Annotated in this window: 14 protein-coding genes; 5 read left to right on the forward strand and 9 right to left on the reverse strand. The window is 74.5% G+C overall.

Annotated features, from left to right (window positions below; all coding sequences use genetic code 11):
• The first annotated feature begins 4 nt into the window (after positions 1–4).
• The gene (locus NX794_RS25235) at positions 5–763 is read left to right on the forward strand and encodes an SDR family oxidoreductase (RefSeq protein WP_258781221.1); all 759 of its coding nucleotides are present in this window, start codon (positions 5–7) and stop codon (positions 761–763) included.
• 157 nt (positions 764–920) lie between these two features.
• Here the strand turns inward: NX794_RS25235 and NX794_RS25240 are convergent, their stop codons facing one another.
• Complete coding sequence (locus NX794_RS25240) at positions 921–2,108, reverse strand: ROK family transcriptional regulator (RefSeq protein ID WP_258781222.1); 1,188 nt, start codon at positions 2,106–2,108, stop codon at positions 921–923.
• Between the two features lie 153 nt (positions 2,109–2,261).
• On the opposite strand from NX794_RS25240, the gene NX794_RS25245 reads away from it, so the two are divergent.
• Entirely contained in the window at positions 2,262–3,476 is a 1,215-nt protein-coding gene (locus NX794_RS25245; protein ID WP_258781223.1) for an MFS transporter, read from the forward strand.
• On the opposite strand, the gene NX794_RS25250 is transcribed toward NX794_RS25245, so the two are convergent.
• Positions 3,436–3,894 (reverse strand): acyl-CoA thioesterase, encoded by a 459-nt coding sequence (locus NX794_RS25250; protein WP_258781224.1) that lies wholly within the window; start codon positions 3,892–3,894, stop codon positions 3,436–3,438. The genes NX794_RS25245 and NX794_RS25250 overlap by 41 nt on opposite strands.
• A gap of 155 nt (positions 3,895–4,049) precedes the next feature.
• Between NX794_RS25250 and NX794_RS25255 the strand changes: the two genes are divergently transcribed.
• The 3 genes from NX794_RS25255 (at position 4,050) to NX794_RS25265 (ending at position 7,300) form a co-directional block, all read left to right on the forward strand.
• A complete protein-coding gene (locus NX794_RS25255; RefSeq protein ID WP_258781225.1) occupies positions 4,050–5,441 on the forward strand; it encodes a uracil-xanthine permease family protein in 1,392 nt (463 codons plus the stop codon).
• A gap of 130 nt (positions 5,442–5,571) precedes the next feature.
• Positions 5,572–6,258 carry a DUF5995 family protein gene (locus NX794_RS25260; protein ID WP_258781227.1) on the forward strand — a complete coding sequence of 229 codons (687 nt, stop codon included), beginning with the start codon at positions 5,572–5,574 and terminating at the stop codon, positions 6,256–6,258.
• 112 nt (positions 6,259–6,370) lie between these two features.
• Positions 6,371–7,300 carry an LLM class F420-dependent oxidoreductase gene (locus tag NX794_RS25265; protein WP_258781228.1) on the forward strand — a complete coding sequence of 310 codons (930 nt, stop codon included), beginning with the start codon at positions 6,371–6,373 and terminating at the stop codon, positions 7,298–7,300.
• A gap of 36 nt (positions 7,301–7,336) precedes the next feature.
• Here NX794_RS25265 and NX794_RS25270 read toward each other — a convergent pair whose 3' ends face one another.
• From NX794_RS25270 to NX794_RS25300, 7 genes are all read right to left on the reverse strand, one after another.
• Entirely contained in the window at positions 7,337–9,049 is a 1,713-nt protein-coding gene (locus NX794_RS25270; RefSeq protein WP_258781230.1) for a flavin monoamine oxidase family protein, read from the reverse strand.
• A gap of 55 nt (positions 9,050–9,104) precedes the next feature.
• A complete protein-coding gene (locus NX794_RS25275; protein WP_258781231.1) occupies positions 9,105–9,893 on the reverse strand; it encodes a carbon-nitrogen hydrolase family protein in 789 nt (262 codons plus the stop codon).
• A gap of 584 nt (positions 9,894–10,477) precedes the next feature.
• Positions 10,478–10,858, reverse strand: coding sequence for a DUF742 domain-containing protein (locus tag NX794_RS25280; RefSeq protein ID WP_258781232.1), 381 nt, complete (start codon positions 10,856–10,858; stop codon positions 10,478–10,480).
• 6 nt (positions 10,859–10,864) lie between these two features.
• Positions 10,865–11,302: a roadblock/LC7 domain-containing protein gene (locus NX794_RS25285; RefSeq protein ID WP_258781233.1), complete on the reverse strand. Its 438-nt coding sequence runs from the start codon at positions 11,300–11,302 to the stop codon at positions 10,865–10,867.
• Positions 11,292–13,586 carry a sensor histidine kinase gene (locus tag NX794_RS25290; protein ID WP_258781234.1) on the reverse strand — a complete coding sequence of 765 codons (2,295 nt, stop codon included), beginning with the start codon at positions 13,584–13,586 and terminating at the stop codon, positions 11,292–11,294. Before NX794_RS25290 ends, NX794_RS25285 begins: the two co-directional genes overlap by 11 nt.
• A gap of 93 nt (positions 13,587–13,679) precedes the next feature.
• On the reverse strand, positions 13,680–15,149 hold the full coding sequence (locus NX794_RS25295; RefSeq protein ID WP_258781236.1) for an HAD-IA family hydrolase: 1,470 nt from the start codon (positions 15,147–15,149) through the stop codon (positions 13,680–13,682).
• A 14-nt stretch (positions 15,150–15,163) separates the two neighbouring features.
• Positions 15,164–16,240 (reverse strand): ABC transporter ATP-binding protein, encoded by a 1,077-nt coding sequence (locus NX794_RS25300; RefSeq protein WP_258781237.1) that lies wholly within the window; start codon positions 16,238–16,240, stop codon positions 15,164–15,166.
• Between the last annotated feature and the right edge of the window lies 1 nt (position 16,241).

Consider the following 16,241-nt stretch of genomic DNA (forward strand, 5'->3'; position numbering starts at 1 on the left):
CAGCATGACCACGATCCTGGTGACCGGCGGTACCGGAACCCTCGGCCGGCTCGTCACCGAGCGGCTGCGGGCGGACGGCCACGAGGTACGGGTGCTCAGTCGGCGCACCCCGCCGTACGCCGTGGACCTGCGCGAGGGCGGAGCCCAGCTGGACGCGGCGCTCGCCGGCGCGGAGACGGTCGTGCACTGCGCGAGCACGCCGCGGGGCGGGGACGAGACGGCCGCGGAGCATCTGATCGCGGCGGCGCGGCGGGCGGGCGTCGGCCACCTCGTGTACATCTCGATCGTCGGCGTCGACCGCGTGCCGCTCGGCTACTACACGTCCAAGCTGGCCGTGGAGCGGCTGGTCGAGGCATCGGGGCTCGGCTGGACCACGCTGCGCGCGACGCAGTTCCACGATCTGGTGCTCACCCTCCTCGAAGGCCTGGCGAAGCTGCCGGTGCTGCCGGTCCCGGCCGGGGTGTGGGACCAGCCGGTCGAGGTCGCGGAGGTGGCCGATCGCCTCGCCGGACTGGCCCTCGCGGCCCCGGCCGGCCGGGTACCGGACCTGGGCGGCCCGGAGATCCGTACGTTCCGCTCACTGGCCGAGGCCTACCTGCGCGCGACCGGCCGCCGTCGCCGGGTCCTGGAGATCCCACTCCTCGGCCGCACCTACGGCGCCTTCCGCGCGGGCGGCCATCTGACCGCGGAACGGGCGGTGGGGAAGGGGACGTTCGAGGAGTACCTGGGGCGGCGGTTCGGGGGTGGTGGGAGCGGGGGGTGAGGGTGGGGCGCCGGGTGCGGGGCCTCCCGCCCGGCTCCTGGCTCCCGACTCCCGACTCCCGACTCCCGGTGAGTCTTTCCGGTGATGGGCGTCCCCGCATCGCCGGCCGCACCCCCGAGACGCCGGTCCTTCCGGGCGAGGGCCAGTCGTCGGGGTGTCAGCGCTCGGGTGGGGCGAAGATCTCGTCCTGGGCGCGGTCGCGTGCCGTCAGGAGGGCTCCCCGGAGGACGGCGGTGCCGCCCAGGGTGCTGGGGCGTACCTCGGTGGGCAGCGGGGACAAGCGGTGCAGCCGCTCCGCCACGAGTCCGGCCAGCACCTCTCCCCCGGCCTGGCCGACCTCCCCGCCGAGCACCACGCAGCCGGGGTCCAGGACGGCCACGAGGGAGGCGGCGCCCAGGGCGACCCGGTCGGCGAGGGTGTGCAGGAAGCGGGGGGTGGGGACGAGGGGGCGCGTCGTCGCGTCCCGGACGATCTCCGCGGCTCCGGGGCCGTCCGGCGTGGCCGGGGCCGGCAGGCCGTGCTCGGCGGCCAGGGCGGCGATCGCGGCGGCGCCGGCCAGGGAGTGGAAGCCGCCGTCGCAGTCGGTGGCCGAGGGCAGGGAGCCGGTGCCCGGGACCGGCAGGAAGCCGATCTCGCCGGTGCCGCCGGAGGCGCCTCGGCGCAGGGTGCCGTCGAGGACGACGGCCGCGCCGACCCCGTGACCGAGCCACAGCAGGACGAAGGTGTCCCGGTCCCGTGCGGCGCCCTCGCGCTGTTCGGCCAGGGCGGCCAGGTTGGTCTCGTTCTCCACGGTGACCCGCGCCCCCGGCAGCCGTTCCTGGAGGGCGGCGGCCAGGCTGCGGTGCCAGGCGGGCAGCCCGGCGGAGTCTCGCAGGTCGCCGGTGGCCGGGTCGATCAGGCCCGGCGCACCGATGCCGACGGTGTGCAGCCGGTCGGCACCGGCCTCCTTCACGGTCCGCTCCACCGCGGCCACCGCCTGCTCCACGGCGGGCCCGGTGCCCGCGTCGCCGCCGATGGGCACCGACGCCTTCGCGAGCACCCGGCCGACCAGGTCGGAGACCAGGACGAGGACGCCCTCGGTGCGGACGTCGAGGGCGGCGAGGTGGGCGCGGTCGGCGACGATGCCGTAGAGGCGGGCGTTCGGGCCCCGGCGCTGGGCGCCGGACTCGCCGACCACCGTGATCAGCCCGGCGGCCGTGAGCCGTTCCACGAGGTCGGCGACGGTCGGCCGGGACAGCCCGGTCAGCTGCTTCAACTGCCCGGCCGTGAGCGGGCCTTCCTGCTGCAACAGCCGTAGGGCCAGCCGGTCGTTGATGGCCCGGGCGATGCTGGGTGATGCGGGCATGGCGGGAATCCTCCCAGATCGCGGCGACCGGACCGGCCGGGGGCGGGACGACGGGCGGCCGTGAAACCGTCTTTCTATCAGGCAGGCTCCCTGATAGTTTACGCGCCGATGCCACCGGAGGCGGCCGGGGAACTCCCGGGAAGGGGAAGGGACATGAGTGACGTGCGCTGCGGGCGGGACGAGGTGAGGCGCGCCCGGTTCGCCGTGGCGGCCGTGTTCGCCGTGCACGGCGCGGTGACCGGCTCCTTCGCGACCCGCGTGCCGTGGATCCAGGACCACGCCTCGCTCAGCGCCGGCCAGTTGGGGTTCGCCCTGGCCTTCACGGCGCTCGGCGCCTCCTGCGCGATGCCGCTGGCGGGCCGGATCACCCACCGGTTCGGCAGCCGCAGCGCCCTGCGCGGGCTGCTCGCGCTGTGGACGCTGTCGCTGCTGCTGCCGTCCCTGGCACCGAACATGTGGACCTTGTGCCTGGCCATGTTCGTCTACGGCGGCACCGCCGGCATGGCGGACGTGGCGATGAACGCGCTGGGCGTGGAGATCGAGCGGCGGCTCGGCAAGTCGATCATGTCGGGGCTGCACGGCATGTGGAGCGCGGGCGCGCTGGTCGGCTCGGCGGCCGGCACCCTCGCCGCGCACCTCGGCTCCGACGCGCGCCTGCACCACGCCCTGGCGGCGGGCACGCTCACCGTGCTGGGCCTGGTCGCCTGCGCCTGGGTGCTCGACGTACAGCCCGCCGAGGACGAGGAGCCGCCGCCCCGCTTCACCCTGCCGCCGCGCTCGGCGCTGCTGATCGGCACGGTCGGGTTCTGCGCGGTGTTCGCGGAGGGCGCGAGCCTGGACTGGTCGGCGGTGTTCCTGCGGGACCGGCTGGACAGTTCGGCCGGGGTGGCGGCGGCCTGTACGACCGGCTTCATGCTCACCATGGCGATCGCCCGGATCGTCGGGGACGCGGTGGTGAACCGCTTCGGCGCGGTCCGCACGGTGCGGGCCGGCGGGGTCCTGGCCGTGCTGGGCGGGCTGCTGATCGTACTGGCCGGGCAGCCGGCGGTGGCCATCGGCGGCTTCGCGCTGATGGGTCTCGGCATCGCGGTGGTCGTACCGCTGTGCTTCGCGGCGGCCGGGCACGCGGGGCCCAACCCGAGTCAAGCGATCGCAGGCGTGGCGACCATCACCTACACCTCGGGGCTGGTCGCGCCGAGCATGATCGGCGGGGTGGCCCAGGCGACCAGCCTGGTGGTGTCGTTCTGCGTGGTCACCGCGCTGGCATGCGGGCTCGTGGTGTTCGCGGGCGTGCTGCGCACGGCGGAGCGCGGCGGCCGGGCGGAGGTCAGCCGGCCGTCCGCAGCAGTGCCCGACCCGCGGCCCTGAAGTCGTCCGTCCACGGCGCCGGGCGCAGGGTGGTGGCGTCCAGCCGGACCAGCACCCGGGTGCCGTGGGCGTAGGTCTCGGTCCCGTCGGCCGAGCAGAAGCGGAAGCCGTAGGTCAGGCCGGTGGTGCCGAGCCGTTCCAGCCAGAGGTGGACGGCGTAGCCGCCGGGGCGGGTGACCGGGGCCTCGTAGGTGATCCGGAGTTCCTTGACCGCGTTGCAGGCGTCGCCGGCCGCCACCCAGTCGCCGTCGAAGCGGATGCCGTGCTCGTTCCACAGCTCGGTCCAGGCCCGCTCGACCATCAGCGGGTAGCGGGCGTTGTGCAGCAGCCCGAGCGCGTCGAGGTCGTCGAAGTGGACGGTCACGGGGATCAGCCGGCCGTGCGAGAGGGCGGGGGCGGTCGGCGCTTCGGCGGTCACGGGCGGGGCTCCTGAGCGGTGCGGTACGGGGTGGCACACCCCCGGGCACCTCCCATACTAAGCGACCGCTCAGGGCCCCTCCCGGAGCCCCGGCGTCCGTTACCCGTGACAATGGTCCGGACCGCCCCCGGTACGAAAGAAAGCGAAACCCCACCATGGACCTCGGCGTGCGCTGGAAACTGCACGGTGACGGGCGCACGCCCGCGCCCGGAGCGGTGGTACGCCCCGACGAACGACTGTCCTGGCCGCGCACGGTGGGGCTGGGCGCCCAGCACGTCGTCGCGATGTTCGGCGCGTCCTTCGTGGCCCCCGTGCTGATGGGCCTGGACCCGAACCTCGCCATCATGATGTCGGGGGTGGCGACCGCGATCTTCCTGCTCGCCACCCGCGGCCGGGTGCCCAGCTACCTCGGTTGCTCGCTGTCGTTCGTCGGCGTGGCCGCCGTCATCCGCGCCCAGGGCGGCACCAGCGCGACCGTGACGGGCGCCGTCCTCGTCGTGGGCGCCGTGCTGTTCCTGGTGGGTCTCGCGGTGCAGCGCTTCGGGGCGCGGATCATCCACGCCGCGATGCCGCCGATCGTCACCGGCGCCGTCGTCATGCTGATCGGCTTCAACCTGGCGCCGGTGACCGCCTCGACGTACTGGCCGCAGGACCAGTGGACCGCGCTGCTGGTGATGCTGTTCACCGGTCTGTCCGTGGTCTGCCTGCGCGGCTTCTGGTCGCGTATCGCGATCTTCCTCGGCCTGGTGTTCGGGTACGTGGTCTCCTGGGCCTTCGACCGGATCTTCGGGAAGATCCACTCGACGAGCCCGAGCGGCGAGGTCACCGACCACTGGCGGCTCGACCTCTCCGGTGTGTCCCACGCCGACTGGATCGGCCTGCCGTCCTTCCACGGGCCGTCCTTCCAGTGGTCGGCGATCCTGGTCGCGTTGCCCGTGGTGATCGCGCTGGTCGCCGAGAACGCGGGCCACGTCAAGGCGGTCGGTGAGATGACCGGCGACCCGCTGGACGACCAGCTCGGTACGGCGATCTCGGCGGACGGCGTCGCCTCGGTGCTGTCGACCGCGGTGGGCGGCCCGCCGAACACCACCTACTCCGAGAACATCGGCGTGATGGCCGCGACCCGCGTCTACTCCACCGCCGCCTACTGGGCCGCCGCCGGCTTCGCGCTGCTCTTCGGTGTCTGCCCCAAGTTCGGCGCGGTCGTGGCCGCCATTCCGGGCGGCGTCCTCGGCGGCATCACCGTGATCCTCTACGGCATGATCGGCCTGCTCGGCGCGCAGATCTGGCTGAACGCCAAGGTGGACCTGCGCAACCCGCTGAACCTGGTGCCGGCCGCCGCGGGCATCATCATCGGCGTCGGCAACGTCTCCATGAAGTTCACCGACACCTTCTCGCTCAGCGGCATCGCGCTCGGCACCCTGGTCGTCATCACCGGCTACCACGCGCTGCGCGCCTTCGCCCCGGCCCACCTGAAGCAGCAGGGGCCGCTGCTGGACGAGGGCACGTCGACGTACGACGCCGAGAACCCGCGCACCGAGCCGTAGCGGCCGGGGGTCCGGGGCCGGACTCGGGGCTGGGCCCGGGGCTGGAACGCGGGTCCCGTGGTTCCTCCGTTCCGGCGAAGCACCGGGGCGGTCGGCCCGCCGGCCGGTCCCGGGCTGGGACCCTTCCCCCATGACGCGGTCGGAACACCTCACACACCCCGTCGACGCGGTGCTCTCCCGGATGCGCGCGCTCGACGCGGACCTGCCCGAGCGGGACGGGATCGCCGTGTTCAACCGCGTCTACCTCGCCGTCACCGAGGAGGTCGGCCGCCGGCTGGACGCCGGGGAGTTCCCCGACCGGCGGGCGGCGGCCACGCTGGACGCGCGGTTCGCCGAGCGGTATCTCGCGGCGGTCGACGCGGCCGACGACGACCGCCGTCCCCCGGCGTGCTGGCGGCCGCTGTTCCAGCTCCGCCGGCATCCCGGGGTACGGCCGCTCCAGTTCGCCCTGGCCGGCATCAACGCGCACATCGGGCACGACCTGGCGCTCGCCGTGGTCGACAGCTGCCGGGCGCTCGCCTGCGAACCGGCCGACCTGGAGGACGAGTTCGACCGCGTCGGCGAACTCCTCGTGGCGCTGGAGGAACGGGTCCGCGAGGACCTGATGCCGGGACCGGATCTGCTCCAGATCGCCGACCCGCTCACCCATCTCCTCGGTTCCTGGAGCCTGGAGCGGGCCCGGGACGCGACCTGGACGGCGGCGCGTGCCCTGTGGGCGCTGCGGCACTGCGCGGACGTGGCCGAGGAGTTCACGGCGCGGCTGGACGCGGCCGTCGGCTTCGCGGGCCGGATGCTGCTGACCCCGCTGCCCGACTGATCCGGCCGGAAACCGCCCCCGGGCGCCGCGTCCCCGGAACACCCCGCCGGGCGTGGCACGTTGAGGGGCAGGTACCCGCAGGTGCCCGTTCGCGCAGCAGAGGAGCAACGGTATGGCCAGCAGGCTCGGTCTCGGTCTTCCCCAGATGCGGCAGTTCTCGATCGGCAGGGACGTGCCGGACGTGGCGCGCGCCGCCGAGCGCATCGGCTACGACAGCGTATGGGTGTTCGAGCGGGCCCTGTTCCCGGAGCCCGCGACCCAGGGGCTCTACGACGTCGACGGGCTGCCCTGGCCCGACCAGTACCGGTCGGTGGCCGACCCGCTGGTCACCCTCACCCTGGCCGCGGCGGCCACCGAGCGGGTGGAGCTGGGTTCCAGCGTCCTGGTGGCGCCGCTGCACCTGCCGTTCCAGCTGGCCAAGTCGCTGGCGACGCTGGACGCGGCGAGCGGCGGCCGGGTGCTCGCGGGGCTCGGCACCGGCTGGTCGCTGGACGAGTACGCGGCCTCGGGGGTGCGGCCGTTCGAGGAGCGCGGCGCGGTGCTGGACGAGGTCATCGCGGTGTGCCGCGCGGTGTGGGGTCCGGATCCGGTCGTCCACGACGGTCCGCTCACGAAGATCGCCTCGGCCGTGGTCGGGCCCAAGCCCGCGCGGCCGATCCCCCTCCTGCTGGCGGCGGGCAGCCGGCGGGCCTGGCGGCGGCTGGTGGACCACGCCGACGGCTGGCTGCCGGTGGGCGCGAGCGCCGAGCAGATCGCCGCGCAGTGGCGGGAGCTGCGGGAGCTGGCCGAGGAGCGGGGCCGCACCGAGCCGCTGCGGACGGTGCTGCGCGTCAACACCGTGCGCCTGGACAAGCCGTACGAGGGACCGGACCGTCAGCCGTTCCAGGGCAGTGTCGACCAGATCGTGGCCGACCTGGCGGAGCACGCCGAGATCGGCCTGGACGAGATCCTCGTCGAACTCCAGCCGACCGCGCGGGACGCCGAGGAGCTGAAGGACGTCGCCGCCGAGGTGTTCGAGAAGGCGCGGGCGGCCGGAGTCTGAGACCGGTCGCCCGCGCCTTGGCCGTGGCAGGCGCGGTCAGTCCTCGGGGAGCTCCACCGGGGCGATCTCGTCGTAGACGTCACCCGGGCCGGGGTTGGCCGCGTCCGTCTCGCCGCCGAAGTGCCGCATGACGCCCCAGACCGCGTTCAGCGCGGTCTGCACGGCGCCCTCGGCCCAGCCGGCCGTCCAGGAGATGTCGTCGCCGGCGAGGAAGACGCCCCGCTTGTCGGCGGGCAGCCGGTCCTGCATGAAGTGCGTGAACAGGCGCCGCTGGTAGCGGTAGTGACCGGGCAGGTTGGCCTTGAACGCGCCCATGAAGTAGGGCTCGTTCTCCCAGGAGACGGTGACCGGGTTGCCGATGACGTGCTTCCTGATGTCGACCTTCGGGTAGATCTCGCCGAGCGACTTCAGCATGACCTCCATCCGCTCGTTCGCGGACAGCGGCAGCCACTTCAGGCTGTCGTCGCACCAGGTGTACGACAGGCAGATCACGGCCGGCTTGTCGGGGCCGTCGTCCAGCAGGTAGGTGCCGCGGGTCATGCGGTCGGTGAGCGTCATCGACATGACGTCCCGGCCGGTCGGCTCCCCCTTGTCGTCGACGGCCTTGTCCAGCCAGAAGGGCCGGTCGACGGGCACGAAGAGCTTGCTGGACTCCATGTAGTGGGTGCGCTCGATCGCGGTCCAGTGGTCGATCGGGAACAGCGCGTCGTCGCAGGCGATCTTGGACAGCAGCATCCAGGACTGGGCGGTGAAGATCGCCGCCTGGTAGGTGCGGATGTCACCGTTGGCGTCCGTCACCGTGATCTGGTCGCCCGCGGTGCGGTGCAGCCGGGTCACGGCCGGGCGGGGCTCGCCGTTCGCGTGCAGGGAGGCCAGCGAGGTGCCGTACGGCCAGTGGACGATCTTCTCCGGCTCGCGCTCCCACAGCCGCAGCGGCAGCTGCTGGGAGCCGCCGACGATGCCGCGGTGGTGGTCGTCGGCCTCGGTGTAGACGACGCGCAGGATCTCCAGGATGGAGTTGGGGAAGTCGGTGTCCCAGCCGCCGGTGCCGAAGCCGACCTGGCCGAAGATCTCGCGGTGCCGGAAGGACTTGAAGGCCTCGGAGTCGCAGAGGAAGCCGTAGAAGGTCTGGTTGTCGAGCTTCTCGACCAGCCGGCCCCAGATCTCGCGGATGCGCGGGACGTCCCGCTCGCGCAGGGCGCGGTTCATGTCGGAGAAGTCGGCGCCCTCTTCGAGGCACCTGCCCCAGGCGTCGGCGACGTCCCGGTAGACCTGGGGCAGGTCGGCGATGGTCTCGGCGTAGTGCGACTCGCCCTTGAGGTCGACCACGGTCGAGGGGGTGGCCTCGGCCAGCGGGTTCGGGAAGGGCCGCGTCTCCAGGCCGACCAGGTCGATGTAGTGCTGGAGGGCGGTGGAGGACGGCGGGAAGCGCATCGCGCCCAGCTCGCAGTTGAGCGACTCGTCACAGCCGTCGAAGCCGACGGTGCGCAGCCGGCCGCCGAGCTGGTCGGCCTCGTAGACGACGGGCTTGAGGCCCATCTTCATCAGCTCGTAGGCGGCGACGACACCGGACAGGCCGCCGCCGATGACCGCGACCTCGGTGCCGTGCTCGGTGGCCGGCACCTGGCCGAGTCCCGCCGGGTGGGCGAGGAAGTCGTCGTAGGCGTAGGGGAAGTCCGGGCCGAACATGGTGATCGGCGGCTGCTGCTCGTCGGTGTGCTCGACGGCGTTGGGCACCGTGGACGTCATGGGGTACGGACTCCTTGCGCGGGTGACTCGGGTGAGGCTGGGGGGGTGGGCCGGATCAGGCCAGGGACCCGTACAGACCGGGGCGGCGGTCCTTCAGGTACGGGTTGTCCTCCCGGGACGCGGCCAGGAAGGCGGGGTCGGCGTCGGCGATGACCAGTTGCTCGGCGCGGCCGGCCCGGGTCAGGGCGACTCCGTCGGGGCCGGCCAGCACGGACAGCCCGACGAACTCGAACTCCCCTTCCTGCCCGACCCGGTTGACGTAGGCGACGTACATCTGGTTCTCGAAGGCGCGCACCGGGATCATCGACTCGGCGACGAACTGGAAGGGGTGCATCTGCGCGGTCGGGACCACGAGCAGGTCGGTGCCGGCCAGGGCGTGGGCGCGGACGTTCTCCGGGAACTCGACGTCGTAGCAGATCATCAGGCCCACCGTGAGCCCGTTCAGCTCGGCCTGGACGACCGGCTGCCCGCCCGGCGTGAAGTGGTCGCGCTCGAAGCCGCCGAAGAGGTGGGTCTTGCGGTAGTTCGCGAGCCGGGTGCCGTCGGCGGAGATCAGCTGGGCGGAGTTGTGGACGGTCTCGCCGTCGCGCTCCGGGTAGCCGTAGGCGATCGCGATGCCGTGCCGGCCGGCGGTCTCGGCGATCGCGTCGGCCGAGTCGCCGTCGGCGGGCTCGGCGAGGCGCGCGATGTCGTCGCCGATCGCGTACCCGGTCAGGAACATCTCCGGGGCGGCCAGCAGCGCGGCGCCCGCGGCGGCGGCACGGGCCGCGGCCGCGTCGAGGACCTTCAGGTTCTCGCCGACGGAGCCGGGCCGGCCGGAGCTCTGGAGCAGGGCGGTGCGCATGCGTGATCCTCACCGGGGGCGGAGGGGGTTCGGGGGGCCAGAAAGACAGTACGGTCGGCGCGCTCGACCGGACAAGAAGGAGCCGTTGCGCGCCGGTGCGCGGTTCGTTGCGTGGGGCGGGGGCGGAACGGTGATTCGTTGCGCGGAGTGGCGGGGGTGGGGCCGGAGCGGCTGGTCACGAGGGGTGCGGGCTGCCGGGCACGGCTGGTTCCGGGCCGCACGAGGCACAGGCGGCGCGGGCGCGTACGCCGTCCGGCAGCCGTGAGCCCACCGGCGCCGGGTCACCGGTGGCGGCGCCGGCGCGGGCGACCGGCCGTCCACGACGATGGACCGGAGCCACCGGAGCGACCGCTTAAGCGCACCGGTCCTGTCCACGACCCCGTCGACGCCCCGCACGCCGGCAGGACGCGGACGAGGCCGGGCCCGTCGGCCGGCGGAGGGCCGCACGGCCCTGGCCCCGCCCAGCCTGGCGGGTCGACGGACGCCCGGCCTTCGCGCTACTCACGCCGGCGAGTGCGCGTGCCGGCCGGTGTCGCCGCAGCCGACGCGCTACCGCCGGGCGGCGCCGGGAAGGAGTGACCGCCCTACAGCTCCCGCAACCGTGCCGCGATCTCTCTGAGCAGGGTGGGGTCGGCGGTCGGGCCGTGCGGGGCGCCGGGCCGGGGGGCGGCGACGTGGATCAGGCCGGCCTCCGTCAGGTCGCCGAGGAGGACGCGGACGACCGTCAGAGGGAGGTCGGTGTCGGCGGCGAGTTCGACCACGGGGCGGGGGCCGCGGCGGATCAGCTCCAGCAGCGCGGCGGCGCCGTGGTCGAGGGCGGGGTCCGGCTCGTCCGTGTCCAGCGCGGTGACGTGGGACATCAGGTCGACGGGGTGCCCGCTCTCGGGCCGGGTGCGGCCCCGGGTCACGGTGTAGGGGCGCACCAGGGACCCGGTCTCGTCCTCGTACCAGTGCTCGTCGCTCACCGCGGGTCAGGGAGTCGCGCGGGCCGCGGCGTCCAGGTGGCGGCCGAGGCGGCGGACGAGCAGGGCCATCTCGTGGGCCAGCTGGCCCACGTCGGTGCCGGCCCCGCTGAGCACGGCGAGCCGGCTGCCGTGTCCGGCCGGGGTGACGAACAGGTAGGCCTCGTCCAGCATGACCATGGTCTGGCGGACCCGTCCGGCGCCGAACCGCTCCCCCGCCGACCTCGCCAGGCCGTGGAAGCCGGAGCAGACGGCGGCCAGGTGCTCGATGTCGCTCCGGGCCATGCCCTGCGAGTGGCTGAGCGCGAGCCCGTCGGCGGTGAGCAGTACGGCCTGCCGGACGTGCTCCGTGCGGGCCACGAGGTCGTCCAGCAGCCAGCCGAGGTCGGTCCCGGGCACCCCGGCGAGTTCGCCGCTCCGCTCGCTGTCGTGTGCGTCACCGGTCATCGTCGGTGTCCGTCCCTTCGGTGGGGTGGGGGGTGGCCAGGTCGGTGGGGGCGTCCGTGCCGGGCACGGGCAGGCCCTTGCGGCCACGGTCCAGGCCTCGCTGGAACGCGCCGAAGATCGCGCGCATCTCCTCGGCGTCGGCCTCGGGTGCGGGAGCCTCCGGGCGGGGCGGTTCCTCGCGCAGCCGGGGTGCGGGGGACGCCTGCCGGGTGCGGGTGGGCAGGGCGGGGGCGGCCGGTTCCGGGTGGGCGGGTCCGGGCGCGGTGTCCCGCCGGGCGGGGGCCGGCCGGGTCCGCTCGCGGGACGGCAGCCGTCGTACCGGGGCGAGTGCCGCCTCGTCGTCCCGCTTCGGCCCGGCCCGCACCGGCTCCACCTCCGCGAGGACCGTCTCCGGCAGCAGTACCACCGCCGTCGTCCCGCCGTACGGCGAGTCGCGCAACGTCACCTCGATGCCGTGGCGGGCGGCGAGGCGGCCGACGACGTAGAGGCCGAGGCGGTCGTGGCGGGTGGGGTCGAAGGTGTCGGGGTCGGCGAGGGTGCGCAGGGCCGCCGCGCGCCGGCCGGCGTCCAGCCCGAGGCCCCGGTCGTCGATCTCCAGGACGAAGCCGCTCCCGGCGCGTCCGGTGCGCAGCGTGACGCGGGTGTGCGGCGGCGAGAACGCCGTGGCGTTCTCCAGCAGTTCGGCGACCAAGTGGACGACGTCGGCGACCGCGTCCGCCGCGATGCCGGTCTCCGGCATCGGCGGTACGGCCACCCGGGCGTAGTCCTCGATCTCGCCGACCGCCGAGGCGACCACGTCGGCCACCGGCACGGGCCCGCGCCAACGACGGCCGGGGGCGGCCCCGGAGAGGATGATCAGGCTCTCCGCGTGCCGGCGCATCCGGGTGGTGAGGTGGTCGATGCGGAACAGCTCGCGCAGGATGCCGGGGTCCTCGGTACGCCGTTCCAGCGTGTCCACCAGCTTCAGCTGCCGGTGCACCAAGGCCTGGTTGCGCCGGGCGATGTTCAGCAGCACCGCGGACAGCCCCCGGCGCAGGGTGGCCTGACGGACGGCGGCCTCGACGGCCGCGAGCCGCGCGGTGTTGAAGGACCGGCCGACCTGACCGATCTCGTCGTCGGGCAGGTCGGACGCGGCGAGCGGGGGCGCCTCGGCACTCGCGTCGACCTCCTCGCCTGCGCTCAACCTGCGTATCACGTCCGGGAGTTGGCGGGCGGTGAGGACGTCGGCGGCATCCCGCAGTGCCTCCAGGCGCCGGGAGAGGCGGCGGGCGCCGCGTACCGCGCACCACAGCGACAGCGCGACGGCGGCCAGTCCGGCCGCGCCGACGACGGCGGCCCGGGTCAGCTCCCGGCCGGCGAACTCCCGCCCCCGCGCGGCCGCGTTCTCGGCGGCCTCGGTGCACAGCCGCCGGTACTCCACGACGGCCCGGTCGGTGGTGGCGCGCCAGGTGCCGGCGGCGACGGCCCGGCCGGCCCCGGCGGCACCGGCCCGCAGCAGCGCGTCCTCGGCCCGCTCCAGCGACCGGTGCCGTTCACCGCGCTGGAAGCGGGTGAACAGGGCGCGCGAGTCGGCGGGCAGGCCGGGCACATAGGTCCGCTCGAAGACGCGGCGGTCCTCGACGGCGGCGGCGAGGGCGTCGTACTGCCGGTCGGTGAGCGTCCCGGCCGCGCGTGCCCCGGCGACCAGGGCGTCCTCCCGGGAGACGAACTCCCGTACCCGGACCAGTTCGGTGACGACCTGTGCCTCGCGGGCGAGCTGTCCGGCCTGGAGGGCGGTGAGCGCGGACTGCACGTCGAAGCCGGGCTCGACGAGCGCGCCGTACTCCGTCACCGCCCGGTCCCAGCCGATCCGCCGGGACAGCACCCGCTCGCGCAGCGCCTCCAGCCTGCCGGTGGCCGCGACCATGGCGTCCAGGGTCCGCCGTTGCCGTGTGCTCAGGCGGTCCCGGTCGCCGTCCTGGACGGCCTGGCGCAGGGCGTCCAGCGCCCGGTCGGTGCGGCGCTGCTGGCCGAGGAGCCGCTGTCCGGCGGTGGTGCCGGCGCCGGGGCGGGTGCCGAGGTAGGCGGCGGACAGCCGGCGTTCGACCTGGATCTGCCCGACCGCCGTGTCCACGGGGGTGCCGAAGTCCTCGTAGACTCCCTGGACCCGGGCGAGGGACCGGAGTTCGGCGGTGACGGACACCATGGTGAAGCTCCACAGGGCCATCAGGGCGAGCGCCGGGGTGAGCGCGAGCGCCACGATCCGCGTGCGGACGGTGGTGGGTCGGCCGAGGGGCCAGCGCATGGGTACCTGCCGGAGTTACCAGTCAGTAGAGAGCCCGGCACAAACTACGGGACGCTCACCCTGTTCGCAACGGTCACCTGCGGTAACCCGAGGTCACCGGGCAGGCAGCGCAAAGCTGGTGACCACCGCGGCGTGGTCGGAGGGCCAGTCGTTGCCCGCCACGTCCGGCCAGGGGCGCGGGGTGCCGGTGACCAGGGTCCGGGAGTCCAGAACGGTCAGTCCCCGGTGCAGCACGTAGTCGATGCGGTCCTGCGGTTCGGGCCGGCCGCTGCCGTCCTCGTGCACCGGGTGGACCGGCGACCAGGTGGGCCCGGGCACGGCGGCGGGGTCGGGGTGGGCCTCGCGGAAGGAGTCGGCGAACCCGGCCTCCTCGGCGGCCAGGGTCACCGGCCAGGCCACGTCGGTCCGGTCCAGGTGCGAGGGGCAGTTGAAGTCGCCGGTCAGGACGACCGGGACGCCGGGGCGCGCGGACGCCTCGATCCGCTCCAGCGCCTCCCGCAGCTGGGCGAGCCGCAGTTCCTCGTGGGCGATCAGCTCGGCGGCCGGCAGCCCGTCGAAGGCCACCTCGTAGGGGCCGTAGGGCGTGTAGTGCAGGTGGGCGGTCCAGACGTCCACCTCGCGGCCGGGTGCCACCGCGATCCGGACCCCTGCGGCGCCGTAGAAGCCGACGTCCGGGTCGCCGAGGCGGGCGGTGACGGGATGGCGGCTGAGGATGCCGAGGTTGTCGCCCGCCCGGTGGTGGTGCCAGCCAAGGGCTTCGGCCAGCTCCCGGGCGGCGGTGCCGGCGGCCTCCTGGAGTCCGACGACGTCGGCGCCGCTGTCCAGGATCGCCTTGACCTGCTTGGCCCGGTGGTCGTCCACCCGGCTGCCGCCGAGCCAGAGGTTCCAGCTCATGACGCGGAGTCCGGGTACGACCAGCCGGTTCAGCTCGGCGACCGTGACCCCGGCCAGCGTGGACCGGACGGTCCGGCCGGGCGCCGCGTCGATCGGGGCGAGCGAGGGCACCGCGAGGACGGCGCACCCGGCCGCCTCCGCCGAGGCCACGCCGGTCCCGGTGTCCTCGACGGCGACGCAGGCGGCCGGTGCGACGCCGAGGGCGCGGCAGGCGGCCAGGTAGGGGTCGGGGGCCGGCTTGGTCTCGGGGGTGTCGTCGGCGGTGACGGAGGCCGCGAACCGGTCGGCGCCGAGCGCGTCGAGGACGAGGTCCGCGACCGCGCGCGGGGACGCGGTGACCAGGGCGGTGGGGATGCCGGCGGCGGCCAGCTCGTCCAGCAGCTCCAGGGCGCCGGGGCGGGGCACGATGCCGGTGCGGACCCGCTCGGCGAACGCGCGGTGCAGCTCGGCGGCGAGGAGGGCGGCGGGGCGGCCGGTGGCGGCGGCGAGCCAGCGGGCGGTGTGCTCGACCGGACGGCCCAGCACCTCCGGCTGGTCGGCCTCGGTCAGTGGGCGGCCGGCAGCCTGCTCGACCGCCTCCCACCAGAGCCGCTCGGTGTCCACGAGCGTGCCGTCCATGTCGAACAACACGGCCTGGAGCGGGTGGTGGCCGGGAGTGTGGGGGGTCACGGCGGGGTTGTTCCTCACTTCTGGATACGTTCGGCCACGAGTACCGGCCGCTCGGGCAGCGACACGCCGACACGGGTGCCGGCGCCCAGTCCGGCGGCCTCGTGCGCGGGCAGGTCGGCCTTGGCCTCGGTGCCGTCGGCGAGCCGTACGGTGACCCGGACGACCGCGCCGAGGAAGGCGGTGGCGACCACCTCGGCGCCGCCCCGCTCGTCGGCGTGCACGCGCAGCGCCTCGGGCCGCACCAGCACGTCCACCGGGCCGTCGGGCACCTCGCCCTCGGCCGGCAGCCGCTGCCCGAGCACCTCGGCGGTGCCGTCCGCCAGCGAGCCCGGGATGCGGCTCATGGTGCCGACGAACTCGGCGACGAAGGCGGTGGCGGGACGGCCGTACAACTCGGCCGGGGCGGCGCACTGTTCGAGCTGGCCGGCGCGCATGACGGCGACCCGGTCGGCGACCGACAGGGCCTCCTCCTGGTCGTGGGTGACGAAGAGGGTGGTGATGCCGAGTTCCCGCTGGAGCCGGCGGATCTCCTCGCGCAGGGTGAGGCGCACCTTGGCGTCCAGCGCGGACAGCGGTTCGTCCAGGAGCAGCACGCGCGGGCGCAGGGCCAGGGCGCGGGCCAGCGCGATGCGCTGCTGCTGGCCGCCGGAGAGCTGGTGCGGGTAGCGCTCGCCCTTGTCGCCGAGGCCGACCAGGTCCAGCAACTCGGCGGCCCGGGACCGGCGTTCGGCGGTGCGGACCTTGCGCATCCGCAGCCCGAAGGCGACGTTGTCGAGGGCGCTGAGATGCGGGAAGAGGCTGTACGACTGGAAGACCATCCCGGCGTCGCGGCGGTGGGCCGGGACGTGGGTGACGTCCCGGCCGTCGACCAGCACGGCGCCGGAGTCGGGGTGTTCGAACCCGGCGAGCATCCGCAGGGCGGTGGTCTTGCCGCAGCCGGAGGGGCCGAGCAGGGCCAGGAACTCCCCCGGCCGGACGGCCAGGTCGAGCCCGTCCAGGGCGACGGTGGTCCCGAACTCCCGGCGCAGGCCGCGGAACTCGACGGTCGCGGCCTGTTCGGCGGTGATCTTCTCAACAGTGGTGGCGGTCATG

Origin of the sequence: Streptomyces pyxinicus (genome assembly GCF_024753135.1) — a bacterium.
Lineage (GTDB): Bacteria > Actinomycetota > Actinomycetes > Streptomycetales > Streptomycetaceae > Streptomyces > Streptomyces pyxinicus.